This is a genomic window from Rhodococcus sp. NPDC078407 (assembly GCF_044542515.1).
In the GTDB taxonomy this organism is placed as follows: Bacteria; Actinomycetota; Actinomycetes; order Mycobacteriales; family Mycobacteriaceae; genus Rhodococcoides.
Genome location: NZ_JBITUQ010000001.1, coordinates 387,326 through 403,840, shown reverse-complemented (window position 1 = coordinate 403,840; position 16,515 = coordinate 387,326). Strand labels below are relative to the sequence as shown.

17 protein-coding genes and 2 tRNA genes are annotated in these 16,515 nt (G+C 64.7%); 11 read left to right on the top strand and 8 right to left on the bottom strand.

All coding sequences use genetic code 11. From position 1 onward, the window contains the following. Positions 1–47 precede the first annotated feature (47 nt). The gene (locus ACIGGF_RS01910) at positions 48–299 is read left to right on the top strand and encodes a hypothetical protein (RefSeq protein ID WP_397519734.1); all 252 of its coding nucleotides are present in this window, start codon (positions 48–50) and stop codon (positions 297–299) included. Further along, on the top strand, positions 286–762 hold the full coding sequence (locus ACIGGF_RS01905; RefSeq protein WP_397519733.1) for a DUF5130 family protein: 477 nt from the start codon (positions 286–288) through the stop codon (positions 760–762). Before ACIGGF_RS01910 ends, ACIGGF_RS01905 begins: the two co-directional genes overlap by 14 nt. A 90-nt stretch (positions 763–852) precedes the next feature. On the opposite strand, the gene pepN is transcribed toward ACIGGF_RS01905, so the two are convergent. Beyond that, on the bottom strand, positions 853–3,426 hold the full coding sequence (gene pepN / locus ACIGGF_RS01900) for an aminopeptidase N (RefSeq protein ID WP_397519732.1): 2,574 nt from the start codon (positions 3,424–3,426) through the stop codon (positions 853–855). 157 nt (positions 3,427–3,583) lie between these two features. Between pepN and ACIGGF_RS01895 the strand changes: the two genes are divergently transcribed. Further along, complete coding sequence (locus ACIGGF_RS01895) at positions 3,584–4,201, top strand: DsbA family protein (RefSeq protein ID WP_397519731.1); 618 nt, start codon at positions 3,584–3,586, stop codon at positions 4,199–4,201. Between the two features lie 59 nt (positions 4,202–4,260). Here ACIGGF_RS01895 and ACIGGF_RS01890 read toward each other — a convergent pair whose 3' ends face one another. Then, positions 4,261–4,923 (bottom strand): DUF429 domain-containing protein, encoded by a 663-nt coding sequence (locus ACIGGF_RS01890; protein WP_397519730.1) that lies wholly within the window; start codon positions 4,921–4,923, stop codon positions 4,261–4,263. A gap of 16 nt (positions 4,924–4,939) precedes the next feature. On the opposite strand from ACIGGF_RS01890, the gene ACIGGF_RS01885 reads away from it, so the two are divergent. Both ACIGGF_RS01885 and ACIGGF_RS01880 read left to right on the top strand, forming a co-directional pair. Continuing rightward, entirely contained in the window at positions 4,940–5,419 is a 480-nt protein-coding gene (locus ACIGGF_RS01885; RefSeq protein ID WP_397519729.1) for a ribose-5-phosphate isomerase, read from the top strand. Continuing rightward, complete coding sequence (locus ACIGGF_RS01880) at positions 5,420–6,214, top strand: Fpg/Nei family DNA glycosylase (protein ID WP_397519728.1); 795 nt, start codon at positions 5,420–5,422, stop codon at positions 6,212–6,214. On the opposite strand, the gene ACIGGF_RS01875 is transcribed toward ACIGGF_RS01880, so the two are convergent. Beyond that, the gene (locus ACIGGF_RS01875) at positions 6,211–6,984 is read right to left on the bottom strand and encodes a DUF1542 domain-containing protein (RefSeq protein ID WP_397519727.1); all 774 of its coding nucleotides are present in this window, start codon (positions 6,982–6,984) and stop codon (positions 6,211–6,213) included. The genes ACIGGF_RS01880 and ACIGGF_RS01875 overlap by 4 nt on opposite strands. A gap of 108 nt (positions 6,985–7,092) precedes the next feature. Further along, positions 7,093–7,166, bottom strand: a tRNA-Gly gene (locus ACIGGF_RS01870). Between the two features lie 170 nt (positions 7,167–7,336). Between ACIGGF_RS01870 and ACIGGF_RS01865 the strand changes: the two genes are divergently transcribed. The 6 genes from ACIGGF_RS01865 to clpX all read left to right on the top strand — a co-directional run bounded on the left by ACIGGF_RS01865 (position 7,337) and on the right by clpX (position 11,901). Continuing rightward, a tRNA-Pro gene (locus ACIGGF_RS01865) sits at positions 7,337–7,410 on the top strand. Positions 7,411–7,522: 112 nt separating this feature from the next. After that, positions 7,523–8,902: a trigger factor gene (tig, locus tag ACIGGF_RS01860; protein ID WP_397519726.1), complete on the top strand. Its 1,380-nt coding sequence runs from the start codon at positions 7,523–7,525 to the stop codon at positions 8,900–8,902. An 83-nt stretch (positions 8,903–8,985) separates the two neighbouring features. Continuing rightward, complete coding sequence (locus tag ACIGGF_RS01855) at positions 8,986–9,636, top strand: ATP-dependent Clp protease proteolytic subunit (RefSeq protein ID WP_397519725.1); 651 nt, start codon at positions 8,986–8,988, stop codon at positions 9,634–9,636. Between the two features lie 47 nt (positions 9,637–9,683). Further along, positions 9,684–10,325, top strand: a complete 642-nt coding sequence (locus ACIGGF_RS01850; RefSeq protein WP_008715342.1) for an ATP-dependent Clp protease proteolytic subunit — start codon at positions 9,684–9,686, stop codon at positions 10,323–10,325. 206 nt (positions 10,326–10,531) lie between these two features. After that, a complete protein-coding gene (locus ACIGGF_RS01845) occupies positions 10,532–10,654 on the top strand; it encodes a hypothetical protein (protein ID WP_397519724.1) in 123 nt (40 codons plus the stop codon). Continuing rightward, the gene (gene clpX, locus ACIGGF_RS01840) at positions 10,621–11,901 is read left to right on the top strand and encodes an ATP-dependent Clp protease ATP-binding subunit ClpX (RefSeq protein WP_032379220.1); all 1,281 of its coding nucleotides are present in this window, start codon (positions 10,621–10,623) and stop codon (positions 11,899–11,901) included. Before ACIGGF_RS01845 ends, clpX begins: the two co-directional genes overlap by 34 nt. Before the next feature lie 72 nt (positions 11,902–11,973). Here the strand turns inward: clpX and ACIGGF_RS01835 are convergent, their stop codons facing one another. The 4 genes from ACIGGF_RS01835 to pcaB are packed head-to-tail and all read right to left on the bottom strand — an operon-like array spanning position 11,974 to position 16,502. Next, positions 11,974–13,185: an acetyl-CoA C-acetyltransferase gene (locus tag ACIGGF_RS01835; RefSeq protein WP_397519723.1), complete on the bottom strand. Its 1,212-nt coding sequence runs from the start codon at positions 13,183–13,185 to the stop codon at positions 11,974–11,976. Then, positions 13,178–13,996: an IclR family transcriptional regulator gene (locus tag ACIGGF_RS01830; protein WP_397519722.1), complete on the bottom strand. Its 819-nt coding sequence runs from the start codon at positions 13,994–13,996 to the stop codon at positions 13,178–13,180. Before ACIGGF_RS01830 ends, ACIGGF_RS01835 begins: the two co-directional genes overlap by 8 nt. Further along, positions 13,993–15,156: a 3-oxoadipate enol-lactonase gene (gene pcaD, locus ACIGGF_RS01825; RefSeq protein WP_397519721.1), complete on the bottom strand. Its 1,164-nt coding sequence runs from the start codon at positions 15,154–15,156 to the stop codon at positions 13,993–13,995. Before pcaD ends, ACIGGF_RS01830 begins: the two co-directional genes overlap by 4 nt. Further along, positions 15,153–16,502 carry a 3-carboxy-cis,cis-muconate cycloisomerase gene (gene pcaB / locus ACIGGF_RS01820; RefSeq protein WP_397519720.1) on the bottom strand — a complete coding sequence of 450 codons (1,350 nt, stop codon included), beginning with the start codon at positions 16,500–16,502 and terminating at the stop codon, positions 15,153–15,155. Before pcaB ends, pcaD begins: the two co-directional genes overlap by 4 nt. Between the last annotated feature and the right edge of the window lie 13 nt (positions 16,503–16,515).

Genomic DNA, 16,515 nt, shown 5'->3' with positions numbered 1-16,515 from the left:
GGCCCCGACGTGGTCCTACGCGCAATTGTCGACTAACGTCACACCCTGTGAGCATTTTAGAGACCACGCTGATTTTCGGGGTGATTCCGGCTGCCATCGTCGGAATCCTCGGCGCGTTGTCCTACTTGACCGACAAGCAGCCCGGTATGGATGTTCCTCCTTACCGACTGACGGACGAGTGGACGCGCGAGCCATTGCTGTGGAGCGCAACGGACGAGGTGACTCCCTTCGGAGGCCACGGCTCGCACGATGCCGACGCAGCCGACTCGATCGGAGGTGCGGCAAGTGGCAAGTGGTGAACTCGTCCGTAGCAACATCGACGAAGAAGACCTGCCGTTCGGGGCTGCACTGACCTCGAGTGGCCGCGTCTCGGCTGCTCACGAGTTCGGGACGGTCAACCCGGAGCACCTGCCGTTCGCGACGCAGGAACTGGTAGCTCTCGACGACGCGCTGATCGAGGCGACTCGGCAGACCAAGATTCGGTTCAACATCTACGTGGGTGACCTGGGAGACGATCCGGCCGCCGGTGTCGAGTCCGTCTTCCCGGGAACCCCGGACGCCGTGCGATCGATCCTCATCGCCGTCGACCCGAATCGGCACGCTCTCGAGATCCGCAGTGGCAGGCGCGTATCGAACCGAGCAACGGACCGGGTGGCGCAGTTGGGCGTGACCGCGGCACTCGGCCCGTTCCGCGACGGCAACCTCATCGACGGTCTCGTCGCGTCCGTGCGGGTGATGGCGGCGTCCATCCTCAGTCCGTAGGTATTCACCCCGAAACAGCACTGACAACCAGGGCCGGTTGCTCCACCTCGCGGTGGAGCAACCGGCCCTGGTTCTTTTACGTGGCAGCGGTCAGCTCGCGTCGAACTCCCGAGCGGCAAGCGCCCGGACGACTCCGGCCCGGCCCTCGATCACCAAGCGTCGAAGTGCAGGCGGCAGGTCGCCGTCGAGGAACCCGTCCGCGGCCGCCAGAGACTCCTCGCTGATCGACCAGGAGGGGTACAGCCCGATGACGACGGTTTGCGCGACCTCGCTGGATCGGCGCGACCAGACACCCTCGATGGCGTCGAAGTAGCGGGCGACGTAGGGCTCGAGCAACTCGCCCTGGCCGGGACCCGCGAAGCCGCCGATGATCGAGCGCGCCGTGATGTTCGGCACCGAGTCGTCGTCGACGACGGTCGTCCACGCCTGCTCCTTGACCTCGGCGCTCGGCCGAGCGGCCCGTGCGGCCGCGGCCGCACGGGCTCCGGCGGCAGTGTTGTCCCTGTCTGCCTCGGCGTCGATCACCGGGGATTCGAGCCCGTCGGAGTCGATGGCTCCGGCTGCAGCCAGCGCCGTGACGATTCGCCACCGCAGGTCGGTGTCGACGCCGAGGCCGGACAGCGACTGACCGTCGATGTCACCGTCGAGCAGAGCACGCAGCACGTCGATGTGGCGATCGCGGAGTTCGGTTCCGGTGAGGGCGTTGAGGAACGCAAGTTGGTGATCCGAGCCCGCTTCGGCACCACGCGCCAGTTCGAGCAGAGTGTCGGCGAACTCGGGCGTTCCGTGCTCGGACGCCCACGCGGGATCGGCATAGCTGGTGATGGCCGTCTGCGCCTGCAGCAGAAGACGTTGGACCACACCCACTTCGGTTTCACCGCCGATTCCACGTTGAACGAGAGCCACGAAGTCTCTGGCCTTCATCTCGGCGGAGCGGGTCATCTCCCATGCTGCCGACCACGCAAGGGTGCGGGGGAGTGGCTCGGCGATGTCGCCGATACGAGCGAGCAGCGTGTCGAGCGAGTCCGAATCCAGCCGCACCGCGCAGTACGTCAGATCGTCGTCGTTGACCAGCACCAGCTTTCCGCGCGAAATACCCACCAACGCATCGACACTCGTCGAATCGGCGGCGTCGAGATCGAGCTCGACGCGGTCGGTGCGAACCAGCTTCCCGTCCACGTCGTCGTAGATGCCGACGGCGATGCGGTGGACCCGATGCTCGCCGGCACCCGGCGCGGCACCGCTCTGCTTGACCTCGAAGCGCGTGAACTTCCCGTCGGCATCGACGTCGAAGTCCGGGCTCAGAGTGTTCAGGCCGGTGGTACGCAGCCACTGCGTGCCCCAATCGGACAGGTCACGTCCCGACGACTTCTCCAGTGCCGCAAGTAGATCCGAGAAGGTGGCATTGGCGAAGGCGTGATCGACGAAGTAGGCCCGCAGCCCGGCCAGGAAATCCTCCTTGCCCACGTACGCCACCAGTTGCTTGAGCACGCTCGCGCCCTTGGCATAGGTGATGCCGTCGAAGTTGACCTCCACCGCAGCCAGGTCGGGGATGTCCGCGGCGATGGGATGCGTCGAGGGCAATTGGTCCTGGCGGTAGGCCCATGCCTTCTCGACGTTGGCGAACGTGGTCCAGGCGTTGGTGTACTCGGTCGCCTCGGACTGGCAGAGCACGGAGGCGAACGTGGCGAACGATTCGTTGAGCCACAGGTCGTCCCACCACGTCATGGTGACCAGGTCGCCGAACCACATGTGCGCCATCTCGTGCAACACGGTCTCGGCGCGACGTTCGTACGAGGCGCGCGTCACCTTGGACCGGAAGACGTAGTCCTCCAGGTAGGTGACCGCGCCGGCGTTCTCCATCGCGCCTGCGTTGAACTCCGGCACGAAGAGCTGGTCGTACTTGCCGAAGGGATAGGGGGTGCCGAAGTTCTCGTGGTAGAAACCGAAACCCTGCTTGGTCTCGGTGAACAGGCGCTCGGCGTCCATGTGATCGGCCAGCGTTGCGCGGCAATAGATCCCGAGCGGAATGGTGCCGTGTTCGTCGGTGTACGAGTCGGTCCACTCCGCGTAGGGACCGGCGATCAGCGCGACGAGGTAGGTGCTCATCACCGGGGTCGTGTCGAAGACGTGCTCTCCGGCAGCAGGCTCGGCTCCGTGCGCGGCATTGGAGATCACGGTCCAGCTCTCCGGAGCGGTGACCTTCACGTCGAAGGTGGCCTTGAGATCGGGCTGATCGAAGCAGGCGAACATGCGCTTGGCATCGGCAGTCTCGAACTGCGAGTACAGGTACACGGACGCGTCGGACGGGTCGACGAATCGGTGCAAGCCCTCGCCGGTGTGCGAGTACAGGCAATCCGCGTCGATGACGAGTTCGTTGTGCTCGGTCAAATTCTCGAGCGTGAGGCCCGTGGACTCGTCGTAATCCGCGGTGTCGATGTCGGTGCCGTTGAGGGTCGCCGATCGAATTGTGCTCGCGATGATGTCCACGAAAGTCGACGCTCCGGCGGTGGCCGCGAACGTGATGGTGGTGAGCGAGCGGAACGTCTTCTCGCCGGGATTGCCCTCGCCGTCGGTGAGATCGAGAACGATCGCGTACTTCGTTTCCCCGATGATCGCCGAACGTTCGGAGGCTTGGTCACGCGTCAGGTTGGGAGCAACCACTTCAGTCGACACCTCTTCGTGTAGTTATGGGTAGTGCTGTCCATCCCATCACGTCGGCCGTGTCGCGCGCTGGCTGACGGGTCGCGCGGAATGTCCGCGCGGTGGACGGTTGTTACGACAAGATGAGACAGCGACCTCGACTTTCAAGGAGCAGACAGTGGCCGGTTCAGGACAGAAAGACACTGCGGATTTTTGGTTCGACCCACTGTGCCCATGGTGCTGGATCACCTCGCGCTGGATTCTCGAGGTGCAGCAGGTGCGCGATATCGACGTGAATTTCCACGTCATGAGCTTGGCCGTACTCAACGAGGGCCGCGATCTGCCCGAGGAATACGCCGCAATGATGAAGAAGGCGTGGGGCCCGGTGCGAGTGGCGATCGCCGCAGCCAAGCTGAAGGGCAACGAGATTCTCGCTCCGCTGTACTCCGCGATGGGAACGCGGATTCACAACGAGGGCAACAAAGAATTCGACGTCGTGATCCGAGAGTCCTTGGCCGAACTCGAGTTGCCTGCCGACCTCGCGTCGGCAGCCGAGAGCACCGAGTACGACGATGACTTGCGCACCAGCCACCATGCGGGCATGGACAAGGTCGGTCCCGATGTGGGCACCCCGACCATCCACGTGAACGGTGTCGCATTCTTCGGCCCTGTGCTCTCGCGCATTCCCCGTGGCGAAGAAGCAGGCAAGTTGTGGGACGCGTCGGTGATCTTCGCGTCGTACCCGCACTTCTTCGAGCTCAAGCGCACCCGCAACGAAGACCCGCAGTTCGACTGATCGCGTCACCCTCGTGCGTGGAATTTCGTAGCAGGAGTCGAACTTTCGTGCACGAGGGGCTAGGCGACGATTCGATCCGAGCCGTCCGCGGTACCGAACGTCAGATGCTCGCCGAGGTGGAACCGCCTGGCCGACCACGCCGCCGCGGCCGCGTCGAGAAAGTCGTCGACGGCGGGTCCGGCCGGTAGATCGGCCAAGTCGAGAGGTTCGCTCCACCGCGCCAGGGCGGCCAGTCGTTGCCCGACGCCGCGGCCGGTCTTCTTCGACGAGAAGACCGTCGTCGGCGACATCGCTCGAAACGAGCATTCGGGATGTACTTCGACGTACCGGTCCCGATCCACATCCGCATGCCGCCACGCCTTCACCGACGGCAGGATGTGCCACGTTTGCTTGCTGATCGCCTTGCCGGTGAGCTGGCGAGAAATGGCGCACGCGTCGGGGTACGACTCGGCATCGAGGACGCCGAGTACGGGCGTGTGGAATATCGAGCTGCGCGCCGGACCGAGGAACTTCTTGGCCTGCAGTTCGCTGATGCGATAGCCGTCTTCGGGCAGAGACAGTGGCATGTCGACACCCACACGAGTGCAGTCTCGTGTGTGCTTCAACACCTCGGCGACCGAGCTGCAGCCGGTCCACGTCATTCCGGTGCCGTCGAAAACAGCGACCACCCACGCACCCTTGGCACCGTCCACGCCGGCGAATTTCTCGGCTCGTGAGTTCACCTGTCAGACTCTAGGCATGCGCGTATACCTGGGTGCCGACCATGCCGGCCTCGAGTTCAAGAACCAGATCATCGAACACCTGACGGCAACCGGGCACGAGCCCGTCGACTGCGGTGCCTTCGACTACGACCCCGTCGACGACTACCCGGCCTTCTGCATCGACGCGGCCCTGCGTGTGGTCGCCGATCCGGGCAGCCGCGGACTCGTGCTCGGCGGATCCGGGAACGGCGAGCAGATCGCCGCGAACAAAGTGCCGGGTGCGCGCTGTGCCCTCGCGTGGAGTGTCGAGACTGCGAAGTTGGCTCGCGAGCACAACGACGCGCAGCTAATCGGCATCGGTGGCCGTATGCACACGCTGCCCGAAGCACTGGCCATCGTCGACGCATTCCTCGCAACCCCGTTCTCGGGCGAAGAGCGTCACCAGCGCCGCGTCGACATCCTGTCCGAGTACGAGCGCAGTGGCGACGCACCCGAGGTTCCGGGAAAGCCCGCGTAGGTGCCCGAAGGCCACACCCTGCACCGACTCGCTCGGCTGCATCAACGACGGTTCGGCGGGGCACCGGTGGAGGCGAGCAGTCCTCAGGGACGGTTCACCTCCGGTGCTGCGTTGATCGACGGCCTCGTGCTGGAGAAAGCAGAGGCCTGGGGAAAGCATCTGCTGCACCGCTACGAGACCGATCTGATCGTGCACATTCACCTGGGTCTGTACGGGAAGTTCACCGAACAAGCTGTGCCACTGGACGGTCCGGTGGGTGCGGTGCGTCTGCGCATGGTGGGGGAGAAGTACGGCGCGGATCTTCGCGGCCCGACTGCCTGCGAGATCTACACCGAGGAACAGGTCGACGCACTCGTGGCGCGACTCGGTCCGGACCCGTTGCGTAAGGATGCAGAACCGGACAAGGCGTGGGTGCGAATCTCCAAGTCGCGCACCGCGATCGGGACGCTGCTCATGGATCAAACCGTGCTGGCCGGCGTCGGCAACGTCTATCGAGCCGAGATTCTGTTCAGACACGAGATCAACCCGATGCGACCGGGCAAAGACCTCGACCGAGCCGAATGGGATGCGATCTGGTTCGACCTCGTCGAACTGATGAAGATCGGAGTTCGGCGCGGGCGCATCATCACCATCCGGCCCGAGGACGATCACGGCGACACCTACGGTGCTCGCCGACCCCGCTCGTACGTGTACCGCCGAGAAGGCCTGCCGTGCCGAGTGTGCGGCGCCGAAGTGTTGCACTCGACGATGCAGGCGCGAAACCTGTTTTGGTGCCCCGTGTGTCAGGCGTCCTAGAACCCGCCGAAGTCCATGCTTCCGCCGTCGCCGCCGAACATCCCGTCGTCCCCGCCGAACATCCCGTCGCCACTGTCTCCGGCGTCGCCGCTGTCGTAATCGTCACCGGCACCCCCGTCGGAACCGTCGGCACCCAGGTCGCCGCCGGCCGCGGTCTCGGCCGGAACCCCGGCCATGCCGGAGAACATCGCCGAGAACAAGAACATCGATCCCATTCCCCACGCGCCGGCGACCAGGGCAGGACGCCACCACGGCTCCGAGTACCAGCCCGCGGGAACCGGGCGACCGGCCACTCGGCCGCCCGGGTAGTAGTTCGGGGTGCGGTCGGACGGATCGGGTGACGCGGTGACCTCGCGGCCCTCGAAGTCGACCTTGCGTTCCTCGGTGACCCTGCCTGCTTGTTGCTGGCCGTCGATGCCTTGGACTTCCGGTCCGGGATCCATGCCCATGGCCAGGCGGGCGGCGCGGATGTAGTACAGGCCCTCGAGTGCCGTTTGCTTCGCCAGTCTCGCCTGCTCGGGAGTGGTGGCCTGGTCGATCTGCGATCCGGCGGCGATGTTGCGCTCGGACGCGTCGGCCAGGGCCTGCTTCGACGGAGTGTCGGTGCCGATCAGGTTGTAGACTTGGCCGCCGAGGCGTTCGATGGATTGGCGAGCGTCGGCCTTGGCGTCGGCGAGAGCCGTGGCGGCGGCCTCCGCCGATTTCTTCTTGCTTCGCAGTACCAACAGCGCGACCGCAGCAATGACGAGAACGATCAGGACTATTTCCACTCCGGGCCTTTCGCCGACGTTGTGTGTCCGATCTCCGGACAATTCGGACCGACTTCAGGGTACGCGGACACGAAAAAGCCCCGCACTCGCGAGTGCGGGGCCTTTCGGTGGAGCCGATGACGAGAATCGAACTCGCGTAGCCTGTTTGGAAGACAGGGGCTCTACCATTGAGCTACATCGGCATGCAAACAACAGTCGTGGGATCGCCAGTTCCGTCGCCTGCGTTTCAAGACTGTACCCAAAGCCGTCGCCGGATTCCAAACCGGCATGCCGCGCCGGGTTCACCCGAACGCCATCGGTGGGGCGCCGATGAGGGGCTACTATCGGTTGCTGTTCAATGGTGTGGGTACGACGGGGTGTGGCGCAGCTTGGTAGCGCATCCGCTTTGGGAGCGGAGGGTCGCAGGTTCAATTCCTGTCACCCCGACAAATGAGGGCCGCAGGCAGGGTTCGCCGTGTTCGCGGCGAGCGAGTCAAGACCGCAAGCCAGCACCGTAAGCACCACCGGCAAGCAAGAATTACCAGAAGGAGCATGTCCCGTGAAGAGCACCGTCGAGCAGCTGAGCCCGACGCGAGTCCGTATCAACGTTGAGGTGCCCTTCGAGGAGCTCAAGCCTGATTTCGACCGCGCGTACAAGGCTTTGGCTCAGCAGATCCGACTTCCCGGATTCCGTCCCGGCAAGGCTCCGGCCAAGTTGCTGGAGGCTCGGGTGGGTCGTGGTGCGGTTCTCGAGCAGGTAGTCAACGACGCTCTTCCCGCTCGTTACTCCGAGGCCGTGACCAACGAGAAGGTCAAGGTCATCGGCCAGCCCGAGATCGAGATCACCAAGATCGAGGACGGCACCGAGCTCACGTTCACTGCCGAGGTCGACGTGCGGCCCGAGATCGATCTGCCCGACTACTCGACCATCAGCGTCGTCGTCGATCCGCTCGAGATCAAGGACGAGGCCGTCGACGAGCAGCTGCAGTCGCTGCGCCAGCGTTTCGGCACCCTGACCGGCGTCGATCGTCCCGTGCAGACGGGCGACTTCGTCTCGATCGACCTCTCGGCCACCGTCGACGGAGAGAACGTCGAAGAAGCCACCGCAAGCGGACTGTCCCACGAGGTCGGCTCCGGCCAGCTCATCGAGGGCCTCGACGATGCGATCATCGGTGTCTCCGCGGACGAGTCCAAGGAGTTCACCTCGACTCTGGTCGCCGGCGAGTACGCAGGTAAGGAAGCCGTCGTCACCGTCAAGGTCGTCTCCGTCAAGGAGCGCGAACTGCCCGAGGCAGACGACGAGTTCGCGCAGTTGGCCAGTGAGTTCGACACGTTCGACGAGCTGCTCGAAGACCTGAAGGCACGCGTGGAGCGCGTCGCGAAGGTCGAGCAGGCCGGCCAGATCCGCGACAAGGTGCTCGAGACGCTGCTCGAGACCATCGAGATTCCGGCTCCCGAGGCCGTCGTCAAGGCCGAGGTCGATTCTCAGGTGCACGAGGCCATCCACGGCCTCGATCACAACGAGGAAGCGCTCGCCGAGTTGCTCGAGTCGCAGGGTTCGAGCCGCGAGGAGTTCGACAAGGACGTCAAGGAAGGTGCCGAGAAGTCGGTGCGGACCCAGCTCCTTCTCGATGCGATCGCCGAGGCCGAGAACACGCAGGTCGGCCAGGACGAGCTGACCGAGCGGATCATTTTCCAGGCCCAGCGCTACGGCATGCCGCCCGAGCAGTTCATTCAGCAGGTGCAGCAGGCCAACCAGCTCGGTGCCGTCTTCGCCGACGTCAAGCGTGGCAAGGCGCTGGCTTCGGTCGTCGAGCGCGTCACCGTCACCGACACCACCGGTGCGAGCGTCGACACCGCCGAGCTGTTCGGTAGCCCCGCCGATGCTCCCGACGAGGTCGAGGCAGCGGATTCTTCCGAGGGCGAACAAGAGAAGTAACGCTCACAGCGAACGACGGCGGTTCCGGGACTCCGGAGCCGCCGTCTTTCGTTAGTGTCTGTGTCAGGAACCAACGATTTGTTATGGAAAAGGCAGGTACCGTGACTGTTCAGAATCCGGCGGCTTCGCACCAGCAGAGTCCCGTCATGACTTCGGCCGTATCCGGGCTGAATCTCAGCGACTCCGTGTACGAGCGTCTGCTTCGCGAGCGCATCATCTTCCTCGGTACTCAGGTCGACGACGACATCGCGAACAAGCTCTGCGCACAGATTTTGCTGCTTTCGGCAGAGGATCCCACCCGCGACATCTCGCTGTACATCAACTCGCCCGGTGGTTCGGTCACCGCGGGCATGGCGATCTTCGACACCATGGAGTTCGCCGAGTGCGACATTGCGACCTACGGAATGGGCCTGGCCGCCTCGATGGGCCAGTTCCTTCTCTCGGCCGGCGCAAAGGGCAAGCGTTACGCCCTGCCGCACGCGCGCATCATGATGCACCAGCCTTCGGCGGGCATCGGCGGTAGTGCTTCCGACATCGCCATCATGGCCGAGCAGTTCGCGCACACCAAGCGTGAGATGGCCGAGCTCATCGCCGAGCACACCGGTCAGACCGTCGAGCAGATCACCGAGGACTCCGACCGTGACCGCTGGTTCACGGCGCAAGCGGCCAAGGAGTACGGGTTCGTGGATCACGTCGTCAGCCGCGCGCGGCAGGCCGGCGGAGTCGGCGAGTAATTCGGCCGCTACCGGCGACCCTCGATCACTCACATCTTGGAGAAACGATGACAAACCTGTTCGATCCCAACCAGTTGCCGTCCTCGCGGTACATCCTCCCGTCCTTCGTCGAGCACTCGAGCTACGGCGTCAAGGAATCGAACCCGTACAACAAGCTGTTCGAGGAGCGCATCATCTTCCTCGGCGTCCAGGTCGACGATGCGTCGGCCAACGACGTCATGGCGCAGCTGCTGGTGCTCGAGGGTCTCGACCCGGACCGTGACATCACGATGTACATCAACTCGCCCGGTGGCTCGTTCACCTCGCTGATGGCCATCTACGACACGATGCAGTACGTTCGCGCCGACGTGGCGACCGTCTGCCTCGGTCAGGCAGCCTCGGCCGCCGCAGTACTGCTCGCCGCCGGAACCCCCGGTAAGCGTGCGGCTCTGCCCAACGCCCGTGTCCTGATCCACCAGCCGTCCAGTGGCGGAATCCAGGGGCAGGTGTCCGACCTCGAGATTCAAGCTGCCGAGATCGAGCGCATGCGTCGCCTGATGGAGACGACGCTCGGTCGCCACACCGGCAAGGATCCCGACGTCATCCGCAAGGACACCGATCGCGACAAGATCCTCACCGCCGAACAGGCCAAGGACTACGGCATCATCGACACCGTGTTCGAGTACCGCAAGCTCTCTGCTCAGAAGTAGTGGGGCGAGTGCTCCGGTCGGACCGCTGAGGTCCGGCAGAGAAATCCGGCGCCGGGCGCGAGTCGAAGACTCCGCCCGGCGGTCGTGATCGACGACCCGATCGTGACGATCGGTGAAATCGGTCGGCGAATCACCGGAAACAACCCGCCCATGTTCGGCGAACACGGGTAGCGTCGCACCCAAGAACTCGGGTGAACGGAATCGGCATGGCGAAAGCCCGAGAAGTAGCCCACGACGGTCTCGGCACAGCCGGGCAGCGTGGGGTGTATGCGGACAAGGAAGTAGGAACCTCCGAATGGCACGCATCGGTGACGGTGGCGATCTGCTGAAGTGCTCCTTCTGCGGCAAGAGCCAGAAGCAGGTCAAGAAGCTCATTGCTGGACCAGGGGTGTACATCTGCGATGAGTGCATCGACCTGTGCAACGAGATCATCGAAGAGGAATTGGCCGAATCGAGCGAAGTCAAGCTCGACGACCTCCCCAAGCCCTCCGAGATCAAAGATTTTCTCGAGAATTACGTCATCGGCCAGGACGCTGCCAAGCGCACATTGGCCGTGGCTGTCTACAACCACTACAAGCGCATTCAGGCCGGAGACAAGGCCCGCGACGTGCGGGGCGAATCCGTCGAGTTGGCCAAGTCGAACATCTTGATGCTCGGTCCGACGGGCTGCGGCAAGACGTATCTGGCTCAAACCCTCGCCAAGATGCTCAACGTGCCGTTCGCGATTGCCGACGCAACCGCGTTGACCGAAGCCGGTTACGTCGGCGAGGATGTCGAGAACATTCTGCTGAAGCTGATTCAGGCCGCAGACTACGACGTCAAGCGGGCCGAAACCGGCATCATCTACATCGATGAGGTCGACAAGATCGCACGCAAGAGCGAAAACCCCTCGATCACCCGGGACGTGTCCGGTGAAGGTGTCCAGCAGGCGCTGCTGAAGATCCTCGAAGGAACTCAGGCCAGCGTTCCGCCGCAGGGTGGACGCAAGCACCCGCATCAGGAATTCATCCAGATCGATACCACCAACGTTCTCTTCATCGTCGCCGGCGCGTTCGCCGGTCTCGAGAAGATCGTGTCCGATCGCGTCGGCAAGCGTGGTCTCGGTTTCGGAGCCGAGGTGCGTTCCAAAGCAGAGATCGACACGCAGGATCACTTCGCCGAGGTCATGCCCGAGGACCTGATCAAGTTCGGTCTCATCCCCGAGTTCATCGGTCGTCTTCCGATGATCGCGTCGGTGACGAACCTGGACAAGGAATCACTCGTCACTATCTTGTCCGAGCCCAAGAATGCCTTGGTCAAGCAGTACCGTCGGCTGTTCGACATGGACGGTGTGGAACTCGAATTCACCGCCGAGGCTCTCGACGCCATTGCGGATCAGGCCATTCTTCGCGGTACCGGTGCTCGCGGACTGCGCGCCATCATGGAAGAAGTCCTTCTTCCGGTGATGTACGACATCCCCAGCCGCGACGATGTGGAGAAGGTCGTCGTCACTGCGGAGACCGTCAACGACAACGTGCTACCGACGATCGTGCCGCGCAAGCCCGAACGCCCGGAGCGCCGCGACAAGTCGGCCTGACAGTTTCTCGAACACCACGAGCCCCGATCATCGAAGGTGATGATCGGGGCTCGTGCTCGTCGTCGGGGACAATCAGGCGAGGCGCTCGAATACCGCGGCCAGCCCCTGCCCGCCGCCGATGCACATGGTCTCGAGTCCGTAGCGGACTTCGCGGCGGTCCATCTCGCGGAGGAGGGTTGCCAGAATTCGGGCACCGGTCGCTCCGACGGGGTGTCCCAGCGAGATACCCGAACCGTGGGGGTTGAGTCGCGTGTCGTCGGGCTCGATGCCCCAGGAACGGGTGACTGCCAGCGTCTGTGCGGCGAAGGCCTCGTTGAGTTCGATGACTCCCATGTCGTCCAGGCTCAGTCCGAGGCGTCCGAGTGCTTTCTCGGTGGCGGGTACCGGTCCGATTCCCATGGTGCGCGGCGCAACTCCAGCGACACCCCATCCGGCGAGCCGGGCCAACGGTCGAAGGCCCATTGCTGCAGCCTTGTCCGGGGTCGTGACGATCGCGATCGCGGCACCGTCGTTCTGGCCGCTGGCATTTCCCGCCGTCACCGTCGATTCGGGATCGATCGACGCGCGGATGGCCTTCAGCTTCGCCAGTGACTCCACTGTGGTGTCGGCGCGGGGATGTTCGTCGGTGATGATGAGCAGTGGGTCCGACGTACGTTGAGGCACCGATACGCCGACGATCTCTTGGGCGAACACGCCGTTGTTCTGAGCGGCGACCGCGCGCTGGTGGGACTGGACCGCCAGCGCGTCCTGATCTGCACGGCTGATGGCGAACTCCTCGCGAAGGTTCTCCGCGGTCTCGATCATGCCGCCGGGTACCGGGAAGTTCTTGCCGCCCGCAGTCACTCGCGCCCTGGCGAGTCGGTCGGAGAGGGCGACCGCCTCGGCCTTGATGCCCCAGCGCATTCCGGTCGCGTAGAACTCGGTCTGGCTCATACTTTCTACACCGCCCGCCAGAACCAGCTCGTTGCCGCCGGACTGCACCTGCATACAGGCCTGAAGTACTGCCTGCAGGCCGGAGCCGCAGCGTCGGTCGACCTGCATGCCGGGTACGTCGATACCGAGATCGGCGTCGAGGGCGGCGATGCGGCCGATGGCCGGTGCATCGCCGTTCGGTGATGCCTGGCCCAGGATGACATCGTCGATGTCGGATCCGGAAAGGCCAGTTCGTGCAACCAGTTCGCTGATGATCGTGGCGGCGAGTGTCTGTGCGGAGATGTCGCGGAACTGGCCACCGAAACGACCGACGGGAGTGCGCAGGGGCTCGCAGATCACGGCTTCAGGCATGGGTGTTTCCTCGCTTGTCGTTGGGTCCGGTACTCACCCGGAGCAAATCGGTCTCGATGGCGCGGGTGGCGTCGAGCAAGGCCGGTAGTAGTTCGGTACGCACTGCATTCGCGGAATGACGGGCCGCTTGAGTCGAGACATTCGCCGCGGCGACAACCGTTCCGTTGTTGTCGTGAATGGGTGCGGCGATCGAGCGCAAACCCTCTTCGAGTTCCTGATCGACCAGACAGAAGCCGTCGAGACGTACTCGTGCGAGTTCACGTTCGAGCGAGTCTGCAGTGGTGATGGTCTTACCCGTCAGCGGTGTCAGCTGCACTCGCTGCAGGTAGGCGTTCAGCTCTCCCGCGGGGAGGCCCGCCAGCAGTACCCGACCCATCGACGTGGCGAACGCCGGAAATCTGGTGCCGATGTTGATGCCGACGGTCATGATGCGGCTCACCGGAACGCGCGCGACGTAGACCACGTCGTCACCGTCGAGGATCGAGACCGAGGACGACTCGCGCACCCGCTCGGCGAGCGCCTCGAGATGCGGGCCCGACACCTCGGGGAGCGAGAGGCTCGACAGATAGCTGTACCCGAGTTCGAGCACCCTCGGGGTGAGCCAGAACATGGATCCGTCGGTGCGCACGTATCCGAGTTCTACGAGTGTGAGCAGAAACCGTCGAGCCGTGGCGCGGGTCAGGTCCGTCGCTCGTGCCACATCGGCCAATGTTCGACGCGGATGCTCGGCGTCGAAGGCCCTGATCACCGCCAGTCCGCGTCCGAGGGACTGAACGTAGTCCGACGAGGGCGGCGTGTCCGCGGAACTCACGAGGTTCCGCTCTCGTCGATGGCGGCTTGGGCCAGCGCAAAAGCGTTGTTGCTGTTCGGTACTCCCGCATAGACCGCGGTGTGCAGGAACACCTCGGCCAGTTCTTCCGGTGCAGTTCCTGCGCGTAGAGCCGCGCGAATGTGCATGTCGAGTTCGTGCTGATTGCCCAGAGCCGTCAACACGGCCAGCGTCAACAGTCGTCGCGTGGGGTGATCGAGACCGGGTCGATTCCAGATGTCGCCCCATGCGGTCCGGGTGATGAAATCCTGGAACGGCGCGGTGAACTCGGTTCGAGCGGAGACGCTGCGGTCGACGTGTGCGTCGCCGAGGACGCTGCGTCGCACCGCCATTCCGGCGTCGTGGGCAGCCGAGCGTCCCGTGGAATATGCATCCGCTCCGATGTGCGCGGATATCGCAGCGGTGACGCGGCCGGCCTGTTCGACGTTGGCCAGATGCGCCGCCGGGTCGAGCACCAGGTAGGTAGACCCGGCGATGCCGTCGGCGATGAGGCGAAGATCGTCCGGTGTCGTGGACGGATCCTGGCGGCCCGCGATCACAAGAGTGGGGGCCGTGATTCTGGCAAGGTCCGCGCGAGAATCCCACTCGGACAACGCCTCACAGCATGCCGCGTAGCCTTCGTCGGAAGTACGGTCGATCATGCGACGGTGGCGCTCGACGAGATCGGTGTCGCGCGAGGCGAGTTCGGGTGTGAACCAACGCGCGAGGACGGCGTCGGCCAGTGCGGCGGTTCCGGATTCCCGCACTGCTCGTGCCCGATCGAGCCACTGTGCGGGCTCGCCGAACTTGGCCGAGGTACACAGCAGCGTCAGAGTCCGCACTCGCTCCGGACGATGGATGGCGATCCACTGTGAGACCGCGCCGCCGAGCGAGAGACCGACGATGTGAACGCGCGGTAGGTCCAGTGAATCCAGCAGTGACAGCACGTCTTCGGCCAGCTCGGCAACCGAGTACGGTCCGGCGGGAATCGGCGACGCGCCGTGTCCGCGGAGATCGACGGCGAGTACGTGGACCGACGCGGAGAGCGGACCGATCTGTGGATTCCACATCGATCGGTCGGAGCCCAGTGAGCCGATCAGCACGACGGTCTCTGCATCGGTGTGCGGCCCTTCGACATGCCGGTGAGCCAGTGCGACGGTCATCGTGAGCCTTTCGGGTGTCGGGTGTGGTCGATATCGAGAACGAGCTCGTTCAGGATGGTGTCGACCAGTTCGGGCGCGTGGCCGAGATACGTTGCCGGATGCAGCAACTCGCGCACCGTCGACGGTGCGAGAAATTCGGTGATTGCCGGGTCGGTGTCCAGCGGGGCTCCGGCAGCGCATCGAGCGGTCACGATGTCGCGTGCGTCCTCGGTGTGTCGCGACAGGGCTGTCGTGACGCGTTCGGCGAGAAGGGCCCCGCCCGTCGCATCGAGGTTGCGAGCCATGACCTCGGGATATACGTGCAGACCACCGAGGCTGGTGGAGATTCGATTCGCCGCGCCCCCGGTGAGACGGAGCAGGTCTGTGATCGTCTCCCACTCGGCGTGCCACGCTCCCGCAGCACGCTGATGTTCGTGGTCCATGTTCGACAGCACCGTCGATACTGCCCCCGGCACCCGTCGGGCTGCAGCGCGGGCCGTGACGGCCGCAACGGAGTTCCGCTTGTGCGGCATCGCCGAGGACCCGCCCGGGGCGTCCTCGGAGACCTCCCCGACCTCGGTGGCCGACATCGCCACGATATCTCCGGCGATCTTGCCGATGGTGCCTGCGGCCGTACCCAACGCACCGGCGAGGTCGGCGACGACGACACGCTCGGTGTGCCAGGGTGCGAGCTGGGGAGCCAGGGACAGTTCGGCGGCCAATGCGGCCGCGATCGCCGGGCCGTGCGGGTGGACTGCCGCCAGAGTGCCTGCGGCTCCGCCGTACTGCACCGAGCATGCCTGCCGGACAGCTGTCAGCCGTGTGCGGGCACGGCGGAGCCCCGATGCCCAGTTCGCGGCAGCGATGCCGAAGGTGGTGGGCAGAGCCTGCTGACCGAGGGTGCGCGCCGCCATGGGTGTGGTGCGATGTGCGTGCGCCAGATCCCTTGCAGCGCTACATGCGTCGTCGAGCGAGGCTTCGATGGCGACCAGCGCATCGCGCGAGACGAGCATCAGCGCAGTGTCCATGATGTCCTGGCTGGTGGCTCCGGGATGGACGGCACCGGCGGGAACTCCGGACGCGGACACTGCGGCCCGAATCATCGTCACCAGCGGAATGACGGGGTTTCCGCCGGCTGCCGCATCAACTCCCAGCTGGGTGATGTCGAGCGTTGCTGCGAGGACTTCGGCGGCCGCGGTGACGATGTGCGCGTGTTCGGCGTCCACCAGGCCCACCGAGGCCGCGGCGCGGGAGAGTGCAGCTTCGACGTCGCACATCGCAGTCACCCAGGCGCGATCACCGACCAGCGGTGCGATGGTGCCGCCGCCGAACGTGGGATCGAACAGTGCGCCTCGCTCGGAATCCATCGTCCTCCTTCGC

What these genes read in the sequence shown, in the direction of transcription:
- ACIGGF_RS01885 (WP_397519729.1), top strand. Translation starts at nt 4,940, where the DNA reads ATGCGCGTATACCTGGGTGCCGACCATGCCGGCCTCGAGTTCAAGAAC.
- ACIGGF_RS01855 (WP_397519725.1), top strand. Translation starts at nt 8,986, where the DNA reads ATGGAAAAGGCAGGTACCGTGACTGTTCAGAATCCGGCGGCTTCGCAC.
- ACIGGF_RS01850 (WP_008715342.1), top strand. Translation starts at nt 9,684, where the DNA reads ATGACAAACCTGTTCGATCCCAACCAGTTGCCGTCCTCGCGGTACATC.
- ACIGGF_RS01845 (WP_397519724.1), top strand. Translation starts at nt 10,532, where the DNA reads ATGGCGAAAGCCCGAGAAGTAGCCCACGACGGTCTCGGCACAGCCGGG.
- clpX (WP_032379220.1), top strand. Translation starts at nt 10,621, where the DNA reads ATGGCACGCATCGGTGACGGTGGCGATCTGCTGAAGTGCTCCTTCTGC.
- ACIGGF_RS01835 (WP_397519723.1), bottom strand. Translation starts at nt 13,185, where the DNA reads ATGCCTGAAGCCGTGATCTGCGAGCCCCTGCGCACTCCCGTCGGTCGT.
- pcaD (WP_397519721.1), bottom strand. Translation starts at nt 15,156, where the DNA reads ATGACCGTCGCACTGGCTCACCGGCATGTCGAAGGGCCGCACACCGAT.
- pcaB (WP_397519720.1), bottom strand. Translation starts at nt 16,502, where the DNA reads ATGGATTCCGAGCGAGGCGCACTGTTCGATCCCACGTTCGGCGGCGGC.